Origin of the sequence: Pseudotabrizicola sp. (assembly GCF_030656345.1) — a bacterium.
Lineage (GTDB): Bacteria > Pseudomonadota > Alphaproteobacteria > Rhodobacterales > Rhodobacteraceae > Pseudotabrizicola.
This window is the reverse complement of record NZ_JAUSNR010000026.1, coordinates 353,490-368,946: the sequence shown is the minus strand read 5'-3', so window position 1 is coordinate 368,946 and position 15,457 is coordinate 353,490. Positions and strand designations below refer to the sequence as shown.

The 15,457-nt window shown below is 64.8% G+C and carries 12 protein-coding genes and 1 riboswitch; of the genes, 7 read left to right on the top strand and 5 right to left on the bottom strand.

The features are described from left to right. Nucleotides 1-119 precede the first annotated feature (119 nt). Nucleotides 120-833, bottom strand: coding sequence for an SGNH/GDSL hydrolase family protein (locus Q7J44_RS16975; protein WP_304881895.1), 714 nt, complete (start codon nt 831-833; stop codon nt 120-122). Between the two features lie 190 nt (nt 834-1,023). Beyond that, complete coding sequence (locus Q7J44_RS16970; RefSeq protein ID WP_304881893.1) at nt 1,024-2,601, bottom strand: 2-isopropylmalate synthase; 1,578 nt, start codon at nt 2,599-2,601, stop codon at nt 1,024-1,026. A gap of 567 nt (nt 2,602-3,168) precedes the next feature. On the opposite strand from Q7J44_RS16970, the gene Q7J44_RS16965 reads away from it, so the two are divergent. The 3 genes from Q7J44_RS16965 (at nt 3,169) to Q7J44_RS16955 (ending at nt 6,384) form a co-directional block, all read left to right on the top strand. Further along, on the top strand, nt 3,169-4,062 hold the full coding sequence (locus Q7J44_RS16965) for an alpha/beta fold hydrolase (RefSeq protein ID WP_304881891.1): 894 nt from the start codon (nt 3,169-3,171) through the stop codon (nt 4,060-4,062). A gap of 148 nt (nt 4,063-4,210) precedes the next feature. Further along, a complete protein-coding gene (locus Q7J44_RS16960) occupies nt 4,211-4,861 on the top strand; it encodes an SDR family NAD(P)-dependent oxidoreductase (protein ID WP_304881890.1) in 651 nt (216 codons plus the stop codon). Beyond that, the gene (locus tag Q7J44_RS16955) at nt 4,858-6,384 is read left to right on the top strand and encodes a cryptochrome/photolyase family protein (RefSeq protein WP_304882030.1); all 1,527 of its coding nucleotides are present in this window, start codon (nt 4,858-4,860) and stop codon (nt 6,382-6,384) included. The genes Q7J44_RS16960 and Q7J44_RS16955 overlap by 4 nt, the downstream gene beginning before the upstream one ends. Nucleotides 6,385-6,717: 333 nt before the next feature. On the opposite strand, the gene Q7J44_RS16950 is transcribed toward Q7J44_RS16955, so the two are convergent. Beyond that, nucleotides 6,718-8,199, bottom strand: a complete 1,482-nt coding sequence (locus Q7J44_RS16950) for an MORN repeat-containing protein (RefSeq protein ID WP_304881888.1) — start codon at nt 8,197-8,199, stop codon at nt 6,718-6,720. A 143-nt stretch (nt 8,200-8,342) separates the two neighbouring features. On the opposite strand from Q7J44_RS16950, the gene Q7J44_RS16945 reads away from it, so the two are divergent. Both Q7J44_RS16945 and wrbA read left to right on the top strand, forming a co-directional pair. After that, nucleotides 8,343-10,007 carry an NAD+ synthase gene (locus Q7J44_RS16945; protein WP_304882028.1) on the top strand — a complete coding sequence of 555 codons (1,665 nt, stop codon included), beginning with the start codon at nt 8,343-8,345 and terminating at the stop codon, nt 10,005-10,007. Nucleotides 10,008-10,148: 141 nt separating this feature from the next. Continuing rightward, nucleotides 10,149-10,742 carry an NAD(P)H:quinone oxidoreductase gene (gene wrbA, locus Q7J44_RS16940; protein WP_304881886.1) on the top strand — a complete coding sequence of 198 codons (594 nt, stop codon included), beginning with the start codon at nt 10,149-10,151 and terminating at the stop codon, nt 10,740-10,742. Between the two features lie 71 nt (nt 10,743-10,813). Here the strand turns inward: wrbA and Q7J44_RS16935 are convergent, their stop codons facing one another. Both Q7J44_RS16935 and Q7J44_RS16930 read right to left on the bottom strand, forming a co-directional pair. After that, nucleotides 10,814-11,746, bottom strand: a complete 933-nt coding sequence (locus Q7J44_RS16935) for an MBL fold metallo-hydrolase (protein ID WP_304881884.1) — start codon at nt 11,744-11,746, stop codon at nt 10,814-10,816. Nucleotides 11,747-11,868: 122 nt separating this feature from the next. Continuing rightward, nucleotides 11,869-12,279, bottom strand: a complete 411-nt coding sequence (locus Q7J44_RS16930; protein ID WP_304881882.1) for a metallopeptidase family protein — start codon at nt 12,277-12,279, stop codon at nt 11,869-11,871. A 112-nt stretch (nt 12,280-12,391) separates the two neighbouring features. On the opposite strand from Q7J44_RS16930, the gene gltX reads away from it, so the two are divergent. Next, the gene (gltX, locus tag Q7J44_RS16925; RefSeq protein WP_304881880.1) at nt 12,392-13,723 is read left to right on the top strand and encodes a glutamate--tRNA ligase; all 1,332 of its coding nucleotides are present in this window, start codon (nt 12,392-12,394) and stop codon (nt 13,721-13,723) included. Between the two features lie 105 nt (nt 13,724-13,828). After that, on the top strand, nt 13,829-15,193 hold the full coding sequence (locus Q7J44_RS16920) for an MATE family efflux transporter (protein ID WP_304881878.1): 1,365 nt from the start codon (nt 13,829-13,831) through the stop codon (nt 15,191-15,193). Nucleotides 15,194-15,278: 85 nt separating this feature from the next. Next, a riboswitch (glycine riboswitch) is annotated at nt 15,279-15,384 on the top strand. The last annotated feature ends 73 nt before the right edge of the window (nt 15,385-15,457 follow it).

Genomic DNA, 15,457 nt, shown 5'->3' with positions numbered 1-15,457 from the left:
AGATGCTCCACCGCTTGCACCTTTGCAATCAAGCCCCGACGTGCCGGGCCTCATCGCGCCCCGCGCGCGCCGGCGCGCAGGCAGTCACCACCCCGCCACAGACCGAATCACCCAACCCTTTACCGCCGCACAGGCGCCGCCACCGGCTGTTTCGGTGCCGCCCTGATGACAGCCGCAATGCGCTGCCCGATCCCCCGGCTGCCCTTGGCCGAGGGGTGAATCCGGTCGATGCCGTGGAAACTGGTGTCGCGATACGGCACCAGATCAGCCATCGGCACAAAGGTCACGCCCGCGTCAAACCCCGCCATCAGCACCAGCCGCCGGTCCAGCTCATTGCCCGCCGGGCCGCAATGCTTCACTGGCGTTCCCATCCCCGGGTTGCGCAGATAGCCCGCATAAACCACCCGCGCGCCGCCTTCGCGGATGCGCGCCACATAGGCCGGGATCGCCCCGCCGCGCCCGTCCTTCGTCACCAGCCGGTCCAGCACGCCATCACAAAACCCGCAACCACAGCCGAACAGCAGGTCATTGCCGCCGCCGTTCATCACCACCCAGTCCCAGTTTCCCGCCCGGTATTGCGAGGTCAGCCGCAACCCCGCCGCACCCGAGAGCGGCAGGGCATGAAAATAGCGCGCCGCAAACACCGACCGGTCCAGCACCCCGGTGCCCAGTTCGGCCTCCAGCACATCGGCCACCGCCGCTTTGCCGGCCCGGTTGCTGGCCAGCATCGAATCCCCCACCACCAGAATCCGCGCGTTTTTGTCCTGCGACACAGGCTCGCCACAGCCAGACAGCAGCGCCAGCGCCAGCAGCGCCCCGAGAAACCGAATCATGAAATGCCTGCCATTTTGCGCCTACGCCCCTCAAGGCCACGCAACCTTGGCGACAAGGTGGCAACCCTTGGCCAACAGCATGACGCCCGCAAAGCGCACAGGCCCCTGCATTCATCTTGACACAAATACTCAAAATCCGAACGGCAGTCGCTGCCCCGGTCCTGTCAGTCCACAGAACCGGGGCAAAACGTCATTTGCCGTGATAGCTGACCGTCTTGGTATCCGTCCCCGGCGCGGTCTTCTGCCGCCGCACGATCAGCTTGTTCAGCGCGTTGATATAGGCGCGGGTCGAGGCCACAATCGTATCGGTATCCGCGGACGCCCCGGTCACGATCCGCCCGTCCTCCTGCAACCGCACCGACACCGTAGCCTGCGCGTCGGTGCCTTCGGTCACGGCATGCACCTGATAGACCTCCAGCCGGGCCGAATGCGGGAACAGCATCTTGACGCAGTTGAACGCGGCATCGACCGGGCCATCGCCGGTGGCATCAATGCTGTGATCCACCCCGTCGATGCTCATGACCATATCGGCCTCTTGCGGGCCATCGGTGCCACAGATCACCCGCAGCTTTTTCAGCTGCAGGAATTCATGCGCATCATTGGTCTGCTCGTCGGCGACCAGCGCTACCAGATCCTCATCGTAGACCTCTTTCTTGCGGTCGGCCAAAGCCTTGAACCGCACAAAGACGTCATTCAGCTGGTTGTCGGCCAGCTCGACCCCCAGCTCTTTCAGCTTGGCGCGCAGCGCTGCCCGGCCGGAATGCTTGCCCATGGCGATGTTCTTCTGCACCAGCCCGATATCTTCGGGCCGCATGATCTCGAACGTTTCCACATTCTTCAAAACGCCATCCTGATGGATGCCCGACTCGTGCAGGAACGCATTCTTGCCGACAATCGCCTTGTTGAACTGCACCGCAAAGCCCGACACAGAGGCCACCCGGCGCGACAGGTTCATGATGCGGGTGGTGTCGATCCCGGTGCGATACGGCATGATGTCATTGCGCACCTTCATCGCCATGACCACTTCTTCCAGCGCGGTATTGCCCGCCCGCTCACCCAAGCCGTTGATCGTGCACTCGATCTGCCGCGCCCCGGCCTCGACTGCGGCCAGAGAGTTCGCGGTCGCCATGCCCAGATCGTTGTGGCAATGGGTGGCAAAGATGATCTCGTCCGCCCCCGGCACCCGTTCCAGCAACATGCGGATCAGATCGGCGCTTTCGCGCGGCGCGGTATAGCCCACGGTGTCGGGAATGTTGATCGTTGTCGCACCCGCCTTGATCGCGATTTCCACCACGCGGCACAGGTAATCATGCTCGGTCCGTGTGGCATCCATCGGCGACCATTGCACATTGTCGCACAGGTTGCGGGCATGGGTCACGGTGTCATGAATGCGCTCGGCCATCTGGTCCATGTCCAGATTGGGAATGGCCCGGTGCAGCGGTGAGGTGCCGATAAACGTATGGATTCGCGGCGATTTTGCGTGTTTCACCGCCTCCCAGCAGCGGTCGATATCCTTGAAATTCGCCCGCGCCAGCCCGCAGATCGTGCTGTTCTTCGCGCGTTTGGAAATCTCGCTGACCGCCGCGAAATCGCCTTCACTGGCGATCGGAAATCCGGCCTCGATGATATCGACGCCCATCTCGTCCAGGAGGCCGGCAATCTCCAGCTTTTCGTCTTGGGTCATGGTGGCGCCGGGGCTTTGTTCGCCGTCGCGCAAGGTGGTGTCAAAAATGAAAACGCGGTCCTGCGGTGCAGTTGCAGATGTCATCGGTCTGTTCCTTGAATGTCTGATGCTTGTCCTTGGCGGGCGCTGTCACCTCTGAGCGGTCGCGCCCAAGGGCACGCTCAGAGGCAGCTAAGGAGAAGCAGACCACGGGCGGCCGACAGGGCATTGGCCCCGATCCAGCAAGCGATATGTGTACCCCGTGTCATGGCCGCGACGATAGCCACGCCGCCCGGAAAGTAAAGGGGGGAATTGGCACCGTCGTGCCGTCCGCCATTGGGCGGCGGCGCAGGTGCCGGGGGTGTTTTGATCGTGTGGAGCTGGGTTCTGGCGACAAGGGGCTGAAACGGCGTCGAATTTCGGGTATGGTCCGGGTCTGGTCCGGGTCTGGTCCGCGTCTGGTTTGTGTATGGCTTACGTCATGACGTTTGTGCGGAATTGGGGCTGCGGGGGGGGCAGGTCGGACGGTGCGCTTGCGGCCCCCTTGACCCATCCATCCCCCTTGTGGAGAGGAAGAGGGAGTGGTGGGCACAGCTGCCGCAGGCACACCCCATTGCCACGCTGAACGTGGGTGTCCTAAACTTCGGGTCAGGCACAGCAAGGGCATGTCCGATGAAATCCGTCACCGCAGGCTGTCTGGAAATCCACTATCACGACACCGGGCCGGACACCGGCCCGCCCGTCATCCTGCTGCACGGCTTTCCCTATGATGTCCGCGCCTATGATGCGGTGGCGGCAACCCTTGCGGCGCAGGGAATGCGCTGCCTTGTGCCCTATCTGCGTGGCTATGGCCCCACCCGCTTTGTCTCGCCCGATACCATGCGGTCGGGCCAGCAGGCAGCGCTTGGCGCCGATCTTCTCGCCTTCATGGATGCGCTGTCGATCCGGACCGCGCTTCTGGGCGGCTATGACTGGGGCGGGCGTGCCGCCTGCATTGTCGCCGCCCTTTGGCCCGGGCGGGTGCGCGGCCTTGTCAGCTGCGGTCAGGGCTACAACATCCAGAACATCGCGCAGGCCGCCCGCCCGGCCCCGGCGGTGGAAGAGGCCCGCTATTGGTACATGTATTACTTCCATACCGAGCGTGGCCGCGCCGGGTTGACGCAGAACCGCCACGACATCTGCCGCCATATCTGGTCGATCTGGTCGCCAGGCTGGCGGTTTGACGCGGCGACATGGGCCGCCACGGCACCGTCTTTCGACAACCCCGACTTTGTCGAGATTGTGCTGCACTCCTACCGCCACCGCTTTGGCGGCGTGCCCGGCGATCCGGCCTATGACGGGATTGAGGCGCGCCTCGCCGCCCAGCCCGACATCACCGTGCCGACGATCGTGCTGCAAGGCCGCGACGATGGCGTCGATCCGCCGGAACAGCACGACAGCCACCGCCCGCATTTCACCGGCTTCTATGACCGCCGGATCATCGACGGCGCAGGCCACAACCTGCCGCAAGAGGCCCCGGCGGCTTTTGCGCAGGCGATGCTGACGTTGGCGGGCATGCGCCCTTAGTTCCTTGACGACACCCTGAAACCGAAAAGCCAACGCCTTGATTTCATAGACTCCAACCCCCTGTAACACAGGGGAAACCGGCCCCTGCGCCCCCTTGCCGCGCCTTGATGCCCGCCTATCTTAGACGCCTTGGCGCGCGGGGCAAAAGATGCGGACACTGGTGATTGGCAGCTCAGGCGGAATAGGGGCGGCAGTGCTTGCCGCCTGCGGCCCGGATGGGGTGGGCCTGTCGCGGCGCGACCACGGGCTGGACCTGACCGATGAGGCCAGCATCGCCCGGCTGATCGGCGGGCTTGACGGCAGCTTTGACCGCATCCTCGTCGCCACCGGCGCGCTGGAGCTGAACGGGGCCGCGCCCGAGAAATCCCTGCGCAGCCTTAATCCGGCGGCAATGGCGGCGCAGGTCGCGCTGAATGCCATCGGCCCGGCCCTTGTGCTGAAGCACGCGCTGCGCCTGTTGCCAAGGGACCGGCCAAGCCGGTTTGCCGCCCTGTCGGCGCGGGTGGGCAGCATCGGGGACAATCGGCTTGGCGGCTGGTACAGCTACCGTGCCGCCAAGGCCGCGCTGAACCAGTTGATCCACACCGCCGCCATAGAGGTGGCCCGCAGCCATCCGCTGGCAGTGGTGGTCTGCCTGCACCCCGGCACGGTCGCCACCCCGCTGACGCAGAAATACGCAGGTGGCCATGCTGTGCCCCCGGAGGATGCGGCGCGCAACCTCATGACCGTGCTCGACGCCCTGACCCCGGACCAGAGTGGCGGCTTTTTCGACTGGCAAGGCAAGCCGGTCCCATGGTGAGGCGCCTTGTCCTGATCCTTGGCGATCAGCTGACCCCCGATATTGCCGCCCTGCGGGCGGCTGACCCGGCGCGCGATGTGGTGGTCATGGCCGAAGTGCGGGCGGAAGGCACCTATGTGCCGCATCATCCGCAAAAGATCGCGCTGATCCTGTCCGCCATGCGGCATTTTGCGGCTGAGCTGCGCGGCGCGGGTTGGACCGTCGCCTATTCCCGCCTTGATGACCCGGGCAACACCCAGTCAATCCCCGGCGAACTGCTGCGCCGGGCGGCAGAGCTGGGGGCCAGCGACATCCACGCCACCCGCCCCGGCGAATGGCGGCTGATTGAAGCGCTGGACGGGATGCCGCTGCCGGTGACCCAAGCTGCGGATGACCGGTTCCTGTGTTCTGACGCCGAATTTGCGACATGGGCCGAGGGCCGCAAACAGCTTCGGATGGAGTGGTTCTACCGTGAGATGCGGCGCAAGACCGGGCTGTTGATGGACGGGGACCAGCCCGTCGGCGGGCAGTGGAACTTTGACCACGACAACCGCAAAGCGGCAAAAGCAGACCTGTTCCGCCCGCGCCCGCCGCGTTTTGACCCGGATGCCGTGACATCAGAGGTGCTGGATCTGGTCGCGGCGCAGTTCCCTGACCATTTCGGTCGCCTGCGGCCCTTTGGCTGGGGCGTCACCCGCGCCGATGCACTGGTCGCGCTGGACTGGTTCATCGCCCACGCCCTGCCGCGCTTTGGCGATGAACAGGATGCGATGCTGGCGGATGACCCCACGCTCAGCCATTCGCTGCTGTCGCCCTATCTCAACATCGGGCTGCTGTCGGCGATGGAGGTCTGCACGGTGGCCGAAGCCGCCTATAGGGCGGGCAAGGCCCCGCTGAACGCGGTCGAAGGCTTTATCCGTCAGATCATTGGCTGGCGCGAATATGTGCGCGGGATCTACATGCTGCACGGGCCCGGTTATGCGGATCAGAACGCGCTTGGTGCAGATCGCGCCCTGCCCGCGCTGTATTGGGGGGCAAAGACCGATATGGCCTGCCTGTCCCACGCGGTCGCCCAGACCCGGGATCTGGCCTATGCGCATCACATCCAGCGGTTGATGGTGACCGGCCTGTTCGGCCTGATCGCCGGGATCAGCCCGCAGGCGCTGCACGCGTGGTACCTGTCAGTCTATATCGACGCCTTTGAATGGGTCGAGGCCCCGAATACCATCGGCATGAGCCAGTTCGCCGATGGCGGCGTGCTGGGATCAAAACCCTACGCTGCGTCAGGGGCCTATATCGACCGGATGTCGGACTATTGCGGCAGCTGCCGGTATAAGGTGAAGGACAAGACCGGCCCGGACGCCTGCCCGTTCAACCTGCTGTACTGGCACTTTCTGCTACGCCACCGCGAGCGCTTTCAGACCAACCCGCGCATGGCCCAGATGTACCGCACCTGGGACAAGATGGATCAGACCCGCAGGCAGGCCACCCTGTCCGGTGCCGATGCGTTCCTGCAGCGGCTGGAGTCGGGAACAACCGTCTGACCGGAGGCGCGGTGCCGTCCCGGGGGGCATCGAGCCCCCCGTGACGGCGTTGCCACCGCAGGCTGGTGCCGGTCGTGTGCTATGGGGGGCTGTACGGCGGTTTGCTGAGAGGCGCGTCCGCGCGCGGGGAGTATTTCAGAAAGGTGCAATGCAGGCCAATGACTTGCAGCTTTTCCAAATACTCCGCGGGGTCCGGGGGCGCGTAGCCCCCGGCGGAGCCAAGCGGGCGAACGCCCGCGCAGGCGACCTGAAAAGCTTGCGCGCTTCGCGCGCTCCATCAGATCAAGGTCAGGGGGCAGGGCAGATCAACGTCAGGGAGAGGGCAGATCAACGTCAGGGGGAGGGCGCTGCCTCTGCCGGGGCAGCTTCGTCCCTGGTTCCGGTCCCGGCCTCGGTTCCGGTCTCTGGGGCGGGTGTGGGGGCGGTCAGGATGCCGTTTTCCCACAGCCCTTCGGCGGTCTGGCCGCTGGCATAGGTCAGCTTGCCCGGGCCGGCGCGGCGGCCTTTGACGAAGCCGCCCTCATAGACATCGCCATTGGGATAGGTGGCGGTGCCGGTGCCCTCGATCTCGCCCGCGTTCCAGTCGCCGGTGTAGCGAAAGCCGTCCGGTCCGGTGATTGCGCCCTTGCCCTGACGCAGGCCCGCGACGAAGTCGCCGGCGTAGACCGATCCGTCGGGGTAGGTGGCCACGCCCTTGCCCTGCCGCTGGCCGTCGACGAAGGTGCCCTCAAAGCTGTAGCCATCGGCCAGGGTCAGCCGCCCCTCGCCGTCCGGGCGGGCGGCGCTGAAGCCGCCGGTATAGGTCGCACCATTGGCATAGGTCGCGGTGCCGGTGCCTTCGATCACGCCACCCACCCAGGTGCCGTCATAGGTGGACCCGTCGGCATAGGTGATCCTGCCGCTGCCTTCGGCCTGATCGTCCCGCACCTCCCCTTCATAGACCGAGCCGTCGGGGAATGTGATGCGCCCGGTTCCGGTCAGGCGGCCATCGACCCAGTCACCGTCCAGCACGGTGCCGTCGCCGGCGCGGAAGATGCCTTTGCCGCTGCGCCGGTCGGCCTGAAACAGCCCTTCGAACACATCGCCACTGGCATAGGTCGCCTTGCCCGGACCCTGCCGCTGGCCATCGGCAAAGCCGCCCTCATAGATATCGCCATTGGGCTGGGTCAGCGTGCCGGTGCCGTTGATCTGCCCCGCCACCCAGTCGCCGACATAGGTCAGCCCGTCCGGCATGGTCAGCGTGCCGGTGCCCTGCCGTTCACCCGCCACAAGCATCCCGTCATAGACGGCCCCGTCAGCATAGGTGATCCTGCCGCTGCCCTGTTTCAGACCTTCGGCCCAGCCGCCTTCATAGCGGTACCCACCGGGGCCGTCCTGCACGCCCTGCCCATGGTGTTTGCCGTCGACAAAGGCCCCGGTATAGACCGAGCCGTCAGGATAGCGCGCCACACCTTCGCCGGTCATCTTGCCGCCGGACCAGTCGCCCTCATAGCTGCCACCATTGGCATAGGCGATCTTGCCGCGCCCTTCGGGCTTTCCTGCGGCGAACTGGCCCTCATAGACTGAGCCGTTGGGATAGCGCGCGACGCCTTGGCCAAGGATCTCACCCGCCACCCAGTCGCCGGTGTAGCTGTAGCCGTTGGGCAGGGTATAGGTGCCGGTGCCATGCTGGCGACCGTTCTGAAAGGTGCCTTCGTAGAACGAGCCGTCGTCATATTGCTTGGTGACGATGTCACCATCCTGCGCCACTGCGCCCCATGGCAGGGCAAGGCCCAGAAGGATCGAGCCTGTCATCATCCGTAGCCTGTGGCGCATTCCGTCCCCCTGCCGTCAATTCGTGCAAAGCCTAGCGGTGCGGGGTGGTCCTGACAAGCAGGGCGGTCCCCATGTCGCAATCACTTTCCCTTGGCGGGCAACCTGCTAGAACCAGCTTGTCCGCAGTCGAAGAAGGTGCCGCCATGGCCGACGAGTTCCGCATGACCCTTGCCCAGCTGAACCCGGCCGTGGGCGATCTGCGCGGCAATGCAGCCAAGGCGCGCGCCGCCTGGGAACAGGGGCGGACGCGGGGGGCCGACCTTGTGGCGCTGACCGAAATGTTCATCACCGGCTATCAGACCCAGGACCTGATCCTGAAACCGGCCTTCCAGCAGGCGGCCATTGCGGCAATACACCAGCTTGCGGTGGAGTGTGCCGATGGACCGGCACTGGCCATCGGCGGGCCAGCGGTGCAGGAGGGGCGGCTGTTCAACGCCTATTACATCCTGCACGGTGGGCGGGTCACTGCCACGGTGCTGAAACACCATCTGCCCAATGACTCCCTGTTCGATGAAAAGCGCCTGTTCACCGCCGCCGATGTGCATGGGCCGTTCACCATCAACGGGGTGCGCATCGGATCGCCGATCTGTGAGGATGCCTGGCACCCCGATGTGGCGGAAACGCTGGCCGAAACCGGGGCCGAGATCCTGCTGGTGCCCAATGGCAGCCCTTACCACCGGGGCAAGCCGAACCTGCGGCTGAACCTGATGATCAGCCGCGTGGTGGAAACCGGGTTGCCGCTGGTCTATCTGAACATGGTCGGCGGGCAAGATGATCAGGTGTTTGACGGATCATCCATGGTGCTGAACCCCGGCGGCCATCTGGCGGCGCAATTGCCGCAGTTTGATGAACATGTGACGCAGATCCTGTTCCGGCGCACCCCTGATGGCTGGCGCGCCGACCCGGGCGAGATTGCCGATATCCCCCCGATCGGCGAGGCGGATTACCGCGCCTGTGTGCTGTCGGTGGCGGATTACTTCGCCAAGACCGGGTTCAGGAAGGCCGTGCTTGGCCTGTCCGGCGGCATTGATTCGGCCATCGTGGCCGCCATCGCCGCCGATGCGCTGGGGCCGGAGAATGTGCGCTGTGTGATGTTGCCGTCGGAATTCACCTCTGCGCATTCGCTGGAAGATGCCGAGCGCTGCGCCCGTGCCTTGGGCTGCCGTCTGGATACGGTGCCGATCACCGCCGCGCAAAAGGCGGTGGGGGAAACGCTGGCACCGCTGTTTGCGGGGACTGAGGAAGGCATCACCGAAGAGAACATCCAAAGCCGGTTGCGCGGCGTGATGCTGATGGCAATCTCGAACAAATATGGCGAGATGCTGCTGACCACCGGCAACAAATCCGAAATGGCAGTGGGGTATTGCACGATCTATGGCGACATGAACGGCGGCTACAATCCGGTCAAGGACATGTACAAAACCCGCATGTTCCTGACCGCACGCTGGCGCAATGAAAACCACCGGGACTGGATGAAAGGCCCGGGCGGCGAGGTGATCCCCGAGCGGATCATCACCAAACCGCCGTCGGCCGAGCTGCGGCCCGACCAGACCGATCAGGACAGCCTGCCGCCCTATGAAGTGCTCGACGCCATCCTTGAGGGGCTGGTGGAGCGGGAGGCATCGGTGGCCGAACTGGTGGCCGAAGGCTTTGACCGCGATACGGTGAAGAAGATCGAACACCTGCTCTATATCGCCGAATACAAGCGCTTTCAATCTGCGCCCGGCACGCGGCTGACGCAAAAGGCGTTCTGGCTGGACCGGCGCTATCCGATTGCCAACCGCTGGCGCGATCAGAGCGGTGGGTAAACCGCCCCTGTGCAGGCGGGCCCGATGGTAGTGTGCGAAATCGCACCAAGCCTGCGCGGAATGTTGTAATTCCCACAAAGAATGCACAGGTTCAGGCTCACGTCTGCACCGCCACATTCACAGCAGCCCGGAGGCTCGCCCATGTCTGTCAAACTCGCCGTCCTGTTCTATTCCACCTATGGCACCAACCATCAGATGGCCGAAATCGCCGCCGAAGCCGCGCGTGCGGCGGGGGCCGAGGTCAAGCTGCTGCGCATCTCCGAAACCGCCCCCGATGCTGTAGTGGCGGGTCAGGATGCGTGGAAAGCGCAGGTTGAAAAGGTTGCCGATATTCCGGTCGCCAAGCCGGAGGACATGGAATGGGCCGATGCCTATCTGTTTTCGGCCCCGACGCGGTTCGGCGCGGCCCCCAGCCAGCTGCGCGCCTTTATCGACACGCTGGGCGGGCAATGGGGCAGCGGCAAGCTGGCCAACAAGGCGGTCAGTGCCATGACATCGGCGCAGAACCCGCATGGTGGGCAAGAGGCAACGATTCTGGGCCTTTACACCACCTTCATGCATTGGGGTTCGATCATTGTCGCCCCCGGCTACACCGACAAGGCGCTGTTTGAAACCGGCGGCAACCCCTATGGCTACAGCCACACCCAAGGGGCTGCGTTTGACGACAAGGCCAAGGCCTCCATCGGCCATCAGGCCCGGCGCACGGTGGAAATTGCGGCCAAGCTGAAAGGCTGATTGCAAAAAGGGGGCGGATGATCCGCCCCCTTTCAACTGTGCGGGCCGGGTTTTTCCCGCCCCTTGTCCTGTCAGCCGTTCAGCATCATCTGATAGCTCATCGGCACAAAGCGGAAGCCATCCCCCATCGCCTCGACATAGCCGACGCCGGGGAAGGGCATGTGGTAGCCGACAAAGGGCACCCGGTCAGCGGCCAGCATGCCGAACAGGGCCTTGCGGGTGGCGGCAGCTGCCGGCCTGTCCATATCGAACCGCACTTCCCAGTCCGGCTTTTGCAGCGACCAGACGTAGTGGTTGGCGGCATCGGCGGCCAGCAGCAGGCTTTGCCCGTCGCTTTCCAGCATATAGGCCATATGGCCGGGGCTGTGACCGAAGGCCTCTACCGCAGTGATGCCGGACACGACCGAGCCGCCCCCATCGAGCATGGTCATCTGGTCGGACAGCGGGGCGACCTTGGTGTCAAAGCCTTCGTTCCCAGCGGACATCCAGTGGTTGTGCTCTACCGAGCCGGTCACATAGCGGGCTTTGGGGAAGGTTACCCCTGCGTCACCCGCGATGCCGCCGATGTGGTCGCCGTGCATATGGGTCAGCACCACCACATCAATCTGGTCGGGCGTATAGCCCGCCGCCGCCAGCACGCCGGTGATCGCATCAGGCGCAAGTCCGGTGTCAAACAGCACCAGCTCGGCCCCGGTGTTCACGATTGTGGGCGTGAAGAAATTCTGGCTCATGTCCGCCGGGATAAAATTCGCCTCAGACAGCGCGGCGAACTCTTCGGGCGACGCGTTGAGTCCGAAGGTTTCCTGCGGGTTTTCCAGCGGGCGGCTGCCCACCAGCAGCGTCGTCACCTCGAACCCGCCCAGTTTGAAGCGGTTGAAGCCGGGCATCTCAGCCCCCATCATTTCTGCGCTCGCATGGGCGGGGCGGGTCAGCAGGGCAGGGGCGAACGGCACGGCGGCGGCGGCAAACAGGGCCGAGCGGCGGGTCAGTCTGGGCGTCGTCATGGGGAACCTCCGGGTTGCGGTGTGGCGCAATGGTAGCCCCGATCCGCCGGCCCGCCAGTCACGGACCCGTCATGTGCCGTGCATTGGCGCGCAAAGACCCGTGCGCAGGCGCGCGAAACGGCCTATTCCCACCACGGATCAATGCGGGCGATGTCGGCGTCGCTCCAGCCGAAATGATGCGCCAGCTCGTGCACCAGAACATGGCTGACCAGTTCGTTCAGCGACACATCGCCCCGGTCCAGCCATTCATCCAGGATCGGGCGGCGGAACAGCCAGATGACATCGGGCTGCACGGGTTGGTCGCTGACCGATTTTTCGGTGAGCGGAATCCCTTCATAAAGCCCCGTGAGTTCAAAGGGATCGTCAATATCCATCGCCTGCAGGATCTCATCCGGTGCGAAATCCTCGACCCGCAGGCGCACTGCGCCCGCCGCCGCGCGGTAGGGGCCGGGCAGGCCCGCGATGGCGTCCTGCGCAAGCTGTTCGATCTGGGCAAGGTCGGGGGCATATGCGCCGGGCGGGGTCTGGGTCATCGCCCCGATATAGGGACGCGGGCGGGGCGGTGGAAGGTGCGGGCCCGAACTGCGCAAACTGGACAATCCACACCCGCTGTGACAGGGAGAAGCGGTTGCAGGAGATGCCCGAATGACCCGCCCCACCTTTACCCGTTTTGCCCCGTCGCCGACCGGCTATATCCATGTCGGCAATCTGCGCACCGCGCTGATGAACTACATGATCGCCCGCAAATCCGGCGGCCAGTTCATCCTGCGGCTGGATGATACCGATCAGGAACGGTCCAAGCAGGAATATTCCGACGCCATCATGGCCGATCTGGAGTGGCTGGGCCTGCACTGGGACCGGGTGGAACGCCAGTCGCTGCGCATGGACCGCTACCGCGAGGCGGCAGAAGACCTGAAGGCCAGGGGCCGGTTCTATGAGGTGTTCGAGTCGCCGGTCGAGCTGGACCTGAAACGCAAGAAGCAGCTGAACATGGGCAAGCCGCCGGTCTATGACCGCGCCGGGCTGCACCTGTCGGAAGATGACAAGGCGAAGCTGCGGACTGAGGGGCGCGCCGGATACTGGCGGTTCCTGCTGGACCAGAACCGGATTGAATGGACCGATGGCATCCTTGGCCCGGTGTCGATTGATGCGGCCTCGGTCTCTGACCCGGTGCTGATCCGCGCTGACGGGCAGGTGCTGTATACCTTTGCCTCGTCGGTCGACGATATTGATATGGGCGTGACCTTCATCGTGCGCGGTGCCGATCATGTGACCAATACCGCGACGCAGATCCAGATCATGGAAGCCATGGGCGGCACCCCGCCCGATTTCGCCCACCATTCGCTGCTGACCGGGGCCAAGGGCGAGGAGCTGTCCAAACGCCTTGGCACCCTGTCCTTGCGCGACCTGCGCGCGCGGGGGGTGGAGCCGTTGGCGCTGCTGAGCCTGATGGCGCGGCTGGGGTCATCCAAGCCGGTGGAGCTGGTCAGCTCTATGGATGAGCTGATCGACGGGTTTGAGGTTGGCAGCTTTGGTTCCGCCCCCACCAAGTTCGACGCAGAGGACCTGTTCCCCCTGACCCGGCACTATGTGCAGGCCTTGCCTTTCGACGCGGTGCAGACGCGGATCGCCGCTTTGGGCGTGCCTGCCGACAAGGCCGAAGGTTTCTGGACCGTGGCGCGCGGCAATATCACCGTACTGGCGGATCTGGAGGGCTGGTGGACCCTGTTCCGCGACGGAGCGACCCCGCTGGTGGCGGATGAGGACCGGGACTTCATCGCACAGGCGTTCGATCTTCTGCCCCCGCAGCCCTGGACGCGCGAGACCTGGGGCCAGTGGACTGCAGCAGTGAAAGAGGCGACGGGCCGCAAGGGCAAGGGCCTGTTCATGCCGCTGCGCAAGGCGATGACCGGGCAGGAGCATGGCCCCGAAATGGCCGATGTGCTGCCGCTGCTGGAAAAACGCCCTAGCCTTTGAGGGGCTGTCTGCCCCCCAGCCAATTGGGTTCTCGGACCAATGGCGAAACCAATTGGCTACCCCCGAGAGTATTTTTGTCAAGATGAAAGCCGGGAAGGTCTGAGGATGAGTGCGGGGGCAAGGTCTGCGGCTGGCGGGGTGGCACCGCGCTTTGTGACCGGCAGCCTGATGCGGCATGTCGTGGTGATGTCGCTGACCTCTTCGGTCGGGCTGATGGCGATTTTCAGCGTTGATCTGATCAACATCCTGTATATTTCGTGGTTGCTTGACCCGGTGGCCACCGCAGCGGTGGGCTATGCCGGGGCGGTTTTGTTTTTCACCACCAGCTTTGGCATCGGCGTTTCCATCGCGGTATCTGCCGTTGTGGCCCGCGCCCTTGGCCAGCGCGAGGCGCATCTGGCGCGGCGGCGGGCGACCAACGGGCTGGTGCTGGGGCTGGGGCTGGGGGTGGCATTTACCGCCGTGGTCTGGGCGGCGCTGGGGCCGATTGTGGGTCTGCTGGGGGCGACAGGGCCGACGGCAGAGGCGACGGTGCACTATCTGAGCCTGTCGATGCTGGGCCAGCCTTTTCTGATGCTGGGCATCACCGGGGCAGGGGTGTTGCGCAGCCATGGCGATGCCAAGCGATCCATGATGGTCACGGTCTGGGGCGCGGTGGTGCTGGCGATTGCCGACCCGATCCTGATCTTCGGCTTTGGCTGGGGGTTGAGCGGGGCGGCATGGGCGGCCAACCTGTCACGGCTGATGGTGGCGGCCATGGCGGTCTGGCCGCTGTGGCGGCATTACGGCGGCTTTACCCGGGTGACTGTGCCGGAACTGGCGGAAGATGCGCGCGGCATGGCGGGCATTGCCGGTCCGGCGATTCTGACGCAGGTGGCGACCCCGGTCGGGCAGGCCTTTGTCACCCGGCTGATTGCGCCTTACGGCGAGGCGGCGGTGGCGGGTATGGCGATTACCGGTCGGCTGACGCCGGTGGCTCTGGGGGTGATCTTTGCGCTCGCGGGGGCCATCGGGCCGATCATCGGCCAGAATGCGGGGGCCGGGCAGATTGACCGGGTGCGCCGCGCGATCTGGGATGCGGTGATCTTTACCGCCGTGGTGATCAGTCTGGTCACACTGGTGCTGTTTGTGCTGCGCGGTCCGATTGCCGATCTGTTCCATGCTGAAGGCATCACCCGCGATCTGGTGTTCCTGTTCTGCGGGCCGTTGTGCCTGTTGTTTTTCTTCAACGGTTTGCTGTTCATCTCGAACGCCGCCTGCAACAATCTGGGCCGGCCCTTCCTGTCCACCCTGCTCAACTGGGGCCGCCATACGTTGGGCACCATCCCCATTGCGCTGTGGTTTGCCGGGATCTGGGGCGCGCAAGGCGTGCTGATCGGGCAGGCGGTCGGCGGGGTAATCTATGGCATCGTCTCGCTGTGGCTGGTGTTCCGGGTGGTCGATCAATACGGCGTGCAGCCCAAGGCTTAGGCACCTGCGCTGTCGGTCCGGCGCGTCAGGGTGTCGCTTTCAGTTTCCCCCTTGCCAGCGGATGCACCCGCGCGCTAGATCATCCTTGTCAGGATCGGGAGAATCCGGGGGCCGCGCGCAAGCACGGCATCCGGTGCCGAAGGAGCAACCGCCCCGGTAAACTCTCAGGCGCAAGGGACCGTTCTTGGCACCGGAACTCTGGAGAGTGGCCTTTTGGCCCGCCGAAGGGATAACGATCTCAGGCGCCCGATTGCCGAAAGGCAG

Excerpts from the sequence above, each read along its gene's own strand:
- Q7J44_RS16960 (WP_304881890.1), top strand. The coding sequence starts at position 4,211 with ATGCGGACACTGGTGATTGGCAGCTCAGGCGGAATAGGGGCGGCAGTG.
- Q7J44_RS16975 (WP_304881895.1), bottom strand. The coding sequence starts at position 833 with ATGATTCGGTTTCTCGGGGCGCTGCTGGCGCTGGCGCTGCTGTCTGGC.
- gltX (WP_304881880.1), top strand. The coding sequence starts at position 12,392 with ATGACCCGCCCCACCTTTACCCGTTTTGCCCCGTCGCCGACCGGCTAT.
- Q7J44_RS16920 (WP_304881878.1), top strand. The coding sequence starts at position 13,829 with ATGAGTGCGGGGGCAAGGTCTGCGGCTGGCGGGGTGGCACCGCGCTTT.
- Q7J44_RS16935 (WP_304881884.1), bottom strand. The coding sequence starts at position 11,746 with ATGACGACGCCCAGACTGACCCGCCGCTCGGCCCTGTTTGCCGCCGCC.
- Q7J44_RS16950 (WP_304881888.1), bottom strand. The coding sequence starts at position 8,199 with ATGCGCCACAGGCTACGGATGATGACAGGCTCGATCCTTCTGGGCCTT.
- Q7J44_RS16930 (WP_304881882.1), bottom strand. The coding sequence starts at position 12,279 with ATGACCCAGACCCCGCCCGGCGCATATGCCCCCGACCTTGCCCAGATC.
- Q7J44_RS16945 (WP_304882028.1), top strand. The coding sequence starts at position 8,343 with ATGGCCGACGAGTTCCGCATGACCCTTGCCCAGCTGAACCCGGCCGTG.
- Q7J44_RS16965 (WP_304881891.1), top strand. The coding sequence starts at position 3,169 with ATGAAATCCGTCACCGCAGGCTGTCTGGAAATCCACTATCACGACACC.
- wrbA (WP_304881886.1), top strand. The coding sequence starts at position 10,149 with ATGTCTGTCAAACTCGCCGTCCTGTTCTATTCCACCTATGGCACCAAC.
- Q7J44_RS16970 (WP_304881893.1), bottom strand. The coding sequence starts at position 2,601 with ATGACATCTGCAACTGCACCGCAGGACCGCGTTTTCATTTTTGACACC.